Below are 9,526 nucleotides of genomic sequence, written 5' to 3' on the forward strand. Positions count from 1 at the left end.
TTTACAGGATACCTCTAATATAAGAATACAGATAACGTACAAATTCGCCGGTGATTTCTCTTACCCCATCTTCGGATAAAAACCAATTGGAGCTAGAGACCTCAGATGGGAATCCATAAACAGTTACTTTTATGGGTAAACTGGCCAAAGTTTTGCGATAGGTTCCTACAACTCTTTTCGATTCGTACTCCCGAGTGAGGAGTAAAATGGCTCCAACATTGTCAGAAACGGCGATTTTTAATAGGTTTTTGGATGCCTCGTCTGTGTCACCCATTTTGGTCATTGGGATTATGATGGAAGAGACGAGTCCAGGACCCATTCCGAGAGAATTTAAATGCTCTCTGATCTTAAGTTCTTTCTCCCCAGGGGAATATAGATGATTTTGGGTTTTATCCTCTCGGATAACGAGGATTAGTTTTTTAAAGTCCGAACGTACACTTAAGTTTACCACGGCTTTTAACATTTTTTTGGATGGAAGTGGGTCTGTTACTTCTAGTACGGCTACATCTGATTTTTGATAGGTTTCTGTAGATTTTAACCAATACGGTGCCGATAGGATCAGACCAATGAGAACAAGTAAGGGTGAAAGGAAACCTATGAATAGAAGTTTGAGGCGAAAGGTAAGATCTGATACTTGCATACTTGACCCCTACAACCTACCGAATGGTGAGTGGAAGTGACAAGAGAAAATTCATCTCCTTGACGAAAGAACCCGTTTTCCTATCCTGTCCATACATACACACCCGCTCGGATGGTGGAATTGGTAGACACGCTACTTTGAGGTGGTAGTGCCGCAAGGTGTGGGGGTTCGAGTCCCCCTTCGAGCAGTGGAAATCACCAAAGCCAACAGTTTTAGATCCCCCCAAAGTTAGTAATTCCTTCAATTCAGGCACAAACCTTACGTTCCCTAAGAAACTTAACTCACTCAGGGCCAACTGACTCCACTTCGGAGAGATATATCCATACGAACGGAAACTCTGCTTCAATATGTTATTCCTAGCTTCTGCACCATTGCTAGAGACTCCATCCTTACTTACCCAACGTTCACGGCTCATATTGTATCTCGGATCATTTGATTTCTTCGAATGATTCACTGACTTATGGTTGGGTCTATCCCATAGGAAGCCATATCCTTCATCTGTGAATAGGGTTACATTCTTTGGGATGGTTTCTTCTAAGTCTTTCTCTAAGTAGTGTTGGTTATTCAAAGGAATCGATTTGTAGAAAGTCATACCACCGTTTATGCCAATCGTATGGACGAGAGTTCCTATCTGGTGTCCTCCTATGGAATTCGAAGCATAGATGGATGCAGTTCCTCCCTTGAATCGTCTTGATCTATGTTTGTTTGCTCTTAAGGATGAAGAGTATAACACCACTGAGTCAGCGACTGCAACAGGCTGATTTTTAAGAGTTTCCTTGAGGTCACCTTCCTTTGGTAGTCTGAAGTTCTTAGTGGATTCTTCTAGTTCCTTGTATAACTGTTCCCTGAGTGTTTCATTGAGATGTGAGAAGAATACCTGGATACGTTTCTTCAGATAGTAAGCTGTCTTGTATGGAAGTCCTAGTTTTCTTGCAATCTCCTTAGAAGTCATTGTCTTTGGGTATTGTAAGATCTGGTCTTGTATGGTGTAGGAGATATAGGCTAGAGGTAGTTTGATGTTTTGGAAGGGAGTGTTGGCTGTGATGCTGATCTGTTTGTGGCAGTGAGAACATCGTGCAATGGTTTCTTTCCCTTTTAGTCTTAAGAAGTTGAGGGTAGGGTTCTCTAAGGACTTAGGGCAGTTGCATCTTTTGGGATAGATGGTGCTCAGGATTGAGAGAGTTCTAAGAGTGTATTCGCTTTTGACCTGTTCATTCTCTAAGGGAGATAGGTTCTTAGCGGGTTTTGTATAAGTAGTTTTAGTGAACTTAGGGAGAAAGGGAGAATAGAAGTATTTGGAGTTTCTATATGAAGGATTGGGTTCTTTGGTGATACGTCCCTTGGTATTTTTGGGGTTTAACTCAGGTTTTCTGTGGAATTCATGAGAATCTTGTTTTTGACTCTGATTTCTATTTGTTTGGTGGTAAGTCATCGATGGATCTCATTATAACATCTGTGAGTTTCTGTCAAGGAATTGGTAGTCTTAAGGGTAGTTTTTGTAGCTGATTTTTTAGAAAGAGTTTGGCGAGTCCCCGTCGGGGTCGGAGTTCTTCGGGGTTCGCTGTTCGCTCCCGTCCCTCACCTAACGGTTCGTGACCAAGCCCTTCGAGTTCCTCTCGCTGGAAGAGGGTGAAGCCGACTTCGTAAGGGACAACTAACTGTTTAATTAGAGCAGAAATATTCCTTACCGATTGAATAAGATATTAAATCTTTATTCCTAAAGACTCTCTATTTTAAGAACCGATAAAACCTTGGATCTTAATTGCATTCAATCTATCTACTTCTAAAATAAATTTATTGTAGAGCTAATTGTTTCTTTGATTAGAAAAAATCTGATAAACTCGAAGATTTTATTTGAAGATCACTTTCTACTGGATGATAAATAAAATTTATATTCGGAGGTATAATCACTTCCTGACTAGGAATTAAATCGGGTAAAGATCCTGGTGAAATCATTTCAATAACCTTTATATCTGAAAAATATCCATTATATACTACCTTAATATCATTAGAATCTTCTTTTAAGAGTTTAAGTTTTTCTTTTGACAGGTTCTGTCTATCCTTTGGAACAATCAATAATGCGAATGAAATTTCATAATTTCGATTGGATTTTTTTAATATGTAATGTAACAAATGAGAATAGTATAATGCATGTCGTAATCCTTCCCTAGCATTTTGTGATGTTTTTGCTTCGATAATTGTAATTTTAGTAAATGTATTATTGACCTCATTGTTAGCGAGTAATAAATCAATTTTCCCAAATTTATCAATTGGTATCTCCGAATCCCAAAAGAAATTTCTAAATTTCTCTCGATGTAATAAATCTACTACTTTTGTCCAATGTTCCTCATTCCAGTCGCATTTTTCAGAAGCTAATTTGGGATCATTTTTTTCATGCTCATCAATGACATAATTAGATGATGATTCCCGAAATTTAAGTTCTAGAGTATTGAAATTCTTGAAATGAAATTTAAAAGACAAATCAACTTCATTTAGAGATGATTCAATTTTAGTTTTTATCTCTGAAATCTCTGTAGAGTTAACTATAAAATCCTTCGTGAGTCTTGTTTCTTTGTAATCTTTCATTTGTTAAACTATCGTCCTAGTGTTGTCTGTGATAAATTTAATGTTGCTTTCAAATAAGGCTTCATATTTCCTTGGTGAGAGTGTATGTATCGGAACCAAATATCCAGGGTTAATTGCTTTCACAAACCTTTGTAAATCGGTTACATAGGCATGTCCACTCGTATGCACAGTAACAAGCCTTAGTTTGAAATTGTCAATGAATTCTATAAAATTTTCTTGTTGCTTCAAATATCCTTTCCACATCGAGAAAAGATATGCTGATTCGCTCAGATCAATTGCGGAAGTAACCAAATGCTGACTTACTTCTTCCATTACGTATTGTGATAGCCGTAACACGATTTTATGCTGGTTTTTTATGATTTCCTGGATTCCAATTCTTCGGTTTTTGTATTCATCTAATAGGTTTGGTTCTACTTCTTTAAGTTTCCGAGCTTGATTTTTATGAAAAAAAACTCTGATGGTTCGTTCATTTTCAAAGGGAGGCAAACTCGGATTTAATTTTCTTAACTCTACGAGTAAATGATACTGATACAAATCTAAAACTAACAATTTTCCATTGGAAAGACAGGCTTTATAGAGCTGAATCAATCGTGTGATATTACTGCCAGCTTGCATAGAGAAGGTTATTTTTTTTGTTTCCGATAAAATTCGCTTTAATTCTAAAAAAACGCTTTCTTCTGATGAAAATTCTTCCTTCTGGCTTTCTCGGATTGAAGTTCCTTCCATAAGGAGGCAATCAATGTTTTTAGGAGGGTTTTTGATTAGAATATCGAATGTGTATTTTGTAGCTCCGTGACCTCGAAAGTCACCTGAATAGAAGATTCGTTTCCCGCCTACCTCTATTAAAATACAATATGCTCCGTAAGCAGAATGATCGATTGGGTAAGGAGTTATTTCAAAATCACCAACTCTAAATTTTTCTTTGGTAAATGTTTTTACATGGGATAACATCAGATCGATTCGATTCTTGCTTGAAAGGAAGTAGTTGCTAGCTTTCAATATTTGAAACGTATCTTCGCCCATAAAAATAGGTATTTGGGGATCAATATAGTTCATTAAGCCATAGTGATCCATATGAGGGTGTGATAGTATAACAGCTTCGATTCTATTATTAGATTCGTAGAGATCCTTAATGTCTGGAAGGATTCCGTTCTCAATCGAAGGTAATTGCGTTAATTCTTGGTCTATTGGAGAGCCATCAGGATTCATTAAGGGCATCCCTAAATCTAGTATAATACTTTTTGATTTGTATATGATCTCAATACAATTGCCTCCTATGACATTTGAACCTCTGTGTATGATTAAAGCTGGTTTAGAATCAAGCTTGGAGTTCATTGTTATATTGCCTCTCGAATGCGATGATTAGAAGAAAAACAAGACCATGAAATGCAATTTAACAATCCGCCTTCTTTTGCAATCGTGGTAAGTAAAATTGGAATAATAGTTCTATCTGGAAAAATCCTAGAAACGGTAGAAATAGCTTCTTCATTTTCTTTTTCCATGTTATCAAAAATTGGTAAATAAATGAAATTTCCAAACTCTAGGTAATTGATATAGAATCCTTTGGCAGAGATTTCGTCTCGCTCTGGCTTACAAGGTAACTCTAGATAATCTAAGTTATTCGAAATGATAGCCCTTTCGATCAAACGTCGAATACTTCTTGGATATACGTTTAGATCGTTTATCAAAATAGTCGAGTCATCAATAAATCGGAGCATCCCATCCGCATGACCCAAAAAATCATCTTTCTCAGTAGGAAATATAAAAACCTCGGCTTCTAGTAGCCTTTCAATTTCTTTAATTAAGGATTGTGGAGTTCTTTCTGCGTTTTCCTGAAAAATCCGATCAAGTAGGATTACTCGTTTCTTTCCTTTAACGATATTTCCTCCATCGATTTTTATCGAAGAGTAAACAGGATTTATTTCTAGATATTGACATACTTCCTTTTGGTTCGTAATGAGTTCAGGATCGTTTTTGAGATAGGAAGGCAAGTATGAGAAGCTTACAAATCGCTTGTCGTCTATTTGAATCGGCATAAAATCACGAACCCAAATATCATTGGTTTGATCCAAAAGATGAAAATTGAGATTTATTGAATTCCGAATTCTATTCCAATCTTCTTTATGATTTTCAATGATTTTCTTGGAGAAGAATAGGGTATTGGTTTCTTTATCTAAAATCATACGTTTACCTCGACTGAAAATGCATCAATCACATCTTCCCAATCAGTTAAATCCTGATTTTCAAAAGGAGTTAAATTAAAATGATTCTTTAAATATGGATTTGCACCATTTAATAAACAAAAATTTACTATTTCTTTATCCTTGTTTAAAATAGATAAGTGTAGAAGAGAGTTTCCTTCTTCATTTTGAATATTTATATTATCTGAATTAAAATGATCAAAAATCAATAATCTCGAAATTTCTTTAAATTCATCTTCCTCTCTTTTGTATAAATTAAAAATAAAAATTTCATTATTCATATTTCTCGTAAAGATAGAGTAATCATTCCAGTTGTTGATTCCTTTGAGAATTTTTGTAAGGACAGTAAATGAATTAGTTTCCAACAATAAAAATAATATATTTTCATTTAATTCGTTATAAGAGTTGAGGTCTAACTGAACGTTAATATTTTTTTCGAAAATCTTGATGTCATTGTTGAAAGTTATCTTTGAAAATAAATTGGTCATTAATTCAACTTGATTAAAGTTAAGGTTAATTATTTCTTCGATATTTCTGTTTTTAACTGAATCTTCTTTTAGAAAATAATAGAAAATATTTGATATACTGTCCCTTAATAAATATAATGTAGTTTCGATATTTATAGATAATAGTATAAACCTTCGTTCTTCTTTATTTTTTATTGATAAGATTATCTCATCTCTTAGTTTTGAGTTCATTCTTAAGTGTTTCATTCTTTTAATTGTATCATAGCTCTGGGACAAAAAAACTGGATTAGGATTTTTGTCGTTAGTGTTGTTGGTAGAAATTTTATTTTTTATGACGAAGAAATATATTGAAGAGGAGCCTTTTTTGTATTCGGATTATACTTATTATGTAAATATTAAGTTTCGACTTTGTTTCAGGTTTCTGGAAAAGTATTATAGGTTTTGTTATGACCTAATTTTTGGTAGACGGTAAAAATAGCTAAGTTAGATTAGGTTGGTTTTGAGTTATAGATAAATATTGGAGTTTCCTAGATGGCAAATAGTTCAAAAGATGATAAAAATAAAAATGCTGGTCTTGCATTAGGGGCGATAATAATACTTTATTCTATTTATCTAACAGCTCTTAATTTAATAAATATTACGACAATTTGGAATTTCGGGATAATTCAGTATGCTAAGAATATAGTACATATTCATGCTGATAATTACATAAAATTAACTCGAAACTTTGATGTGTATGATGGTCAATTGTCAATTGAAGACACTGAAAATCAAGCTAACATAAAATTTAAATTGAAGAGTGGTCAAATAGTTAAGTATAAGGGTTATTCTGGCACAAGTAATATATCCTACATAGCAATTCAATTTTTTGAAGAGTCAAAGAAAGTTTCTGGCTACATACTTTTACCTAAGCCAAAAAAATGGGATTTTTTTGAGTTGGAGAATGAGGAAAATTTTTGGTATAATATTAAGATAGATAATTTCAAAAATTCATTACGAAATAAGTATTTGCATGAAGTGAAGAGCAAAATTAAATTTCAGACAGAATCAAATTCATTAAAAGCTGAAAAATTAATTCAATCTAAAGAGTTTCAAAGTGAATATAGGGTAATTGATGATCCAGATTATTACACGATTCCTAAAGATGGTATTCTTTACATACCAAACAATGATTATCCATTACTTAAAGAAATTTATGAGAATTATTTTGGAAAAGATATTGAAGTAGATTTTTTACAATTGTCGAAATAATGTCTCCTTATCACTATCTGTTTCGCATGGACAAAAAAGTAAAAAATGTTATACCTTATCATTACTGAACTTGAGAAAAGTCATCTAGGAATATCAGGTTTAGATTCAATAGGATGGTGGTAGAGGAGATTATCCCATCCGCTATTGAATCTAGGTTAGACGATCATCTCCAATACATGAATCTAAAATGCTGAAAATCTAATAACGAAGACTATATTTTAAGTAATAATATATTTTTTAAATAGAATAAAAAAGAATAACATTTCTTAATGTTTGAGAGAAGGTAAAAGTATGGATTTAGATATAGGACGTTACAAAAATATAAACTACACCCTCAATATTCATCAAGTGGAGGGAGGTGCAATGTATTGGTTTGTTGTTGAGAGGTATAATTCTAAAAAGATTTATTACTCTAGGGGAGAGAAAAAAAAAGGAGAGATAATTAGAGAATTAAAAATTGAATGCGAAGAATATATAGATGGAGAATTATTAAAGAAAGTTAATGAAAAATCTAAGGAAGTATAAATTTTTTATCATTTTAAAATAGATTTCGCTTCTACTTCCTATAATCCACAATTGGTCACGTTAAGTCTAATTAGATGGGTTTGACAGTATGGTTAGGTGGGATATAATCATAGGTTTTGAGAGGTAATGAATGCTCTTTAATCATTTCATAACAAAATGTCAGGCAATTTTTCGCTCTGGTTTAATAGGTAAATTAGAGATTTATAATCCACTAACTTCTTCTTTTTTCTTAGGAGGAGGCTTTTTGAATAATGAGTATGGGTTACGGCTTATTAGTGGGTATTTCAATGTTCTAATTAATTTTGATATTCGATTGAGAATTATTTATCAAAATGGAACAGTTATCGATACTATTGAATTCAAATAAGTGGAAATCCATCTAGTTAAAGTCGGCAAAGAGTCACATCTCTTCCAGTTAGTGGAGGAGGGTCGGCTCCAGTCTTACTGCGGACTAGATGACATACCTGATTACTCAAGAAAAAAACTAAAGAATATCTTCTATAATTCCCAAGAACTTATTTATTATATTGATAATGTATCAGGTGTAATTTGCGACATTTGCAAGGCCAAGTTTTACCGACTGTCCTTACAAAAAAAAATTTATCCTAACATTAGACTCCACAAGTTAAGGGGGGTTTCAGTTGTTGTTTAAAACCCTTCTTTAAAAAAAATCGAAAAGTAATTAAAAAATTGATTTAAAAAAATATACCTGCCAAACTGGCAGTAAGAACGGAGCTTATTTATGTCGGATAGTCATAAGTTAGCAAAGCATATTAGTAGGAGGTAAAAAATGGATACAAAGGAAAAAAAAGTTTATGATCATTAAAGGAGAAAAATATGGTTAATAACAAGAAGAAACTGCCTAAACAGGCAAAGAATAAAGTGGCTGTGAAGAGTACCTGGTACAAATCCCTATACAGCTTGTTCGATAAGAGGGATATATTGACTCTAATCACGTTCAGCGTTAAAACTTGGCCTGAAGTTAAGGAGTTTTTGAAGGATTTTCTACAGGGGCTGTTTGACGACTTTTCCCTGTAGAATTCCACTTACCTCGGCGGAGTGGGAAACCACTTCGCTTTTTTTTTAATGACTACAATTTAAATTTTTTTAAATTTATGTCAATCTTTTATGTCATGTATTTTCTAACCATAGAAATCAGGGAATTCCTGAATTAACCTCGAGTATTTCTGAATCAGTTCTCGATGATTGCCTACCTGAAGTAAAGGCAACTCACTCGGTGGGAAGATAGATAAGATGTCATCAATCCCTATTTTACCACAAACATAAACAGAGAGAATCTCATCTATGTTAATTAAATTGCCTTTCTGGATATCATTAGAGAACTGTGTCCAATCCTGTAAAAGAAATTCCTGATTGAACTCGTTCATACTGAATCTCAATCTATTGTCAACTTGGTGTCGCATAATCACTCCTATTTGAGCCAACATTTTAAGAACGAGCCAATCTGTCTGCAAAATAAAAACTAACAGATGTTATGCATTATTTTTCCTTGACACTTTCTAAGAATCTAAGATGCAAAAAATAAATTAAAAGGATCTCTATTGCGTTTCAGTAAGAAATGTCTATTTTACATTATCAAACATCAATTAGCTCAGAGAGATGGCTTGATTTTTTGATTACTTTTAATAAGTTAGTATTCATTTGAATTTTCAAATTTTTAGTTCAATTGAATTTTTTCTATTAAAACGCTTATTATAGAATTTTTAGTCTATGGCAAACTCAATTCTGGGATTTTCCACATAATATTAGATATTGAACCTAATTTGACTTTAACTCTGTTACGTATAGTTTTCTCCGCTTCATGGCTACTCCATTTTGTAGTCGATTGTTGACTC

General features: G+C 33.4%; 7 protein-coding genes and 1 tRNA gene. 3 read left to right on the forward strand and 5 right to left on the reverse strand.

Annotated features, from left to right (window positions below; translation table 11 throughout):
- Position 1: 1 nt before the first annotated feature.
- The gene (locus ND811_RS11640) at positions 2 to 640 is read right to left on the reverse strand and encodes a hypothetical protein (protein WP_265351980.1); all 639 of its coding nucleotides are present in this window, start codon (positions 638 to 640) and stop codon (positions 2 to 4) included.
- A 105-nt stretch (positions 641 to 745) separates the two neighbouring features.
- Here ND811_RS11640 and ND811_RS11645 point away from each other — a divergent pair.
- Positions 746 to 827, forward strand: a tRNA-Leu gene (locus ND811_RS11645).
- Positions 828 to 2,461: 1,634 nt separating this feature from the next.
- Here ND811_RS11645 and ND811_RS11650 read toward each other — a convergent pair.
- From ND811_RS11650 to ND811_RS11665, 4 genes are read right to left on the reverse strand one after another with little or no spacing between them, the layout of a single operon-like run.
- Positions 2,462 to 3,226 carry a hypothetical protein gene (locus tag ND811_RS11650; protein WP_265351979.1) on the reverse strand — a complete coding sequence of 255 codons (765 nt, stop codon included), beginning with the start codon at positions 3,224 to 3,226 and terminating at the stop codon, positions 2,462 to 2,464.
- Positions 3,227 to 3,229: 3 nt separating this feature from the next.
- Positions 3,230 to 4,561 (reverse strand): MBL fold metallo-hydrolase, encoded by a 1,332-nt coding sequence (locus ND811_RS11655; RefSeq protein WP_265351978.1) that lies wholly within the window; start codon positions 4,559 to 4,561, stop codon positions 3,230 to 3,232.
- Positions 4,562 to 4,563: 2 nt separating this feature from the next.
- Positions 4,564 to 5,409: an agmatine deiminase family protein gene (locus tag ND811_RS11660; RefSeq protein ID WP_265351977.1), complete on the reverse strand. Its 846-nt coding sequence runs from the start codon at positions 5,407 to 5,409 to the stop codon at positions 4,564 to 4,566.
- Complete coding sequence (locus ND811_RS11665; protein ID WP_265351976.1) at positions 5,406 to 6,125, reverse strand: ankyrin repeat domain-containing protein; 720 nt, start codon at positions 6,123 to 6,125, stop codon at positions 5,406 to 5,408. The genes ND811_RS11660 and ND811_RS11665 overlap by 4 nt, the downstream gene beginning before the upstream one ends.
- A 300-nt stretch (positions 6,126 to 6,425) precedes the next feature.
- On the opposite strand from ND811_RS11665, the gene ND811_RS11670 reads away from it, so the two are divergent.
- Both ND811_RS11670 and ND811_RS11675 read left to right on the forward strand, forming a co-directional pair.
- Positions 6,426 to 7,145, forward strand: coding sequence for a hypothetical protein (locus ND811_RS11670; protein ID WP_265351975.1), 720 nt, complete (start codon positions 6,426 to 6,428; stop codon positions 7,143 to 7,145).
- Between the two features lie 291 nt (positions 7,146 to 7,436).
- Positions 7,437 to 7,670: a hypothetical protein gene (locus tag ND811_RS11675; protein ID WP_265351974.1), complete on the forward strand. Its 234-nt coding sequence runs from the start codon at positions 7,437 to 7,439 to the stop codon at positions 7,668 to 7,670.
- The last annotated feature ends 1,856 nt before the right edge of the window (positions 7,671 to 9,526 follow it).

The sequence above is a fragment of the Leptospira soteropolitanensis genome, from assembly GCF_026151655.1.
GTDB classification, from domain to species: Bacteria; Spirochaetota; Leptospiria; order Leptospirales; family Leptospiraceae; genus Leptospira_A; species Leptospira_A soteropolitanensis.

Excerpts from the sequence above, each read along its gene's own strand:
- ND811_RS11640 (WP_265351980.1), bottom strand. The coding sequence starts at position 640 with ATGCAAGTATCAGATCTTACCTTTCGCCTCAAACTTCTATTCATAGGT.
- ND811_RS11650 (WP_265351979.1), bottom strand. The coding sequence starts at position 3,226 with ATGAAAGATTACAAAGAAACAAGACTCACGAAGGATTTTATAGTTAAC.
- ND811_RS11655 (WP_265351978.1), bottom strand. The coding sequence starts at position 4,561 with ATGAACTCCAAGCTTGATTCTAAACCAGCTTTAATCATACACAGAGGT.
- ND811_RS11660 (WP_265351977.1), bottom strand. The coding sequence starts at position 5,409 with ATGATTTTAGATAAAGAAACCAATACCCTATTCTTCTCCAAGAAAATC.
- ND811_RS11665 (WP_265351976.1), bottom strand. The coding sequence starts at position 6,125 with ATGAACTCAAAACTAAGAGATGAGATAATCTTATCAATAAAAAATAAA.
- ND811_RS11670 (WP_265351975.1), top strand. The coding sequence starts at position 6,426 with ATGGCAAATAGTTCAAAAGATGATAAAAATAAAAATGCTGGTCTTGCA.
- ND811_RS11675 (WP_265351974.1), top strand. The coding sequence starts at position 7,437 with ATGGATTTAGATATAGGACGTTACAAAAATATAAACTACACCCTCAAT.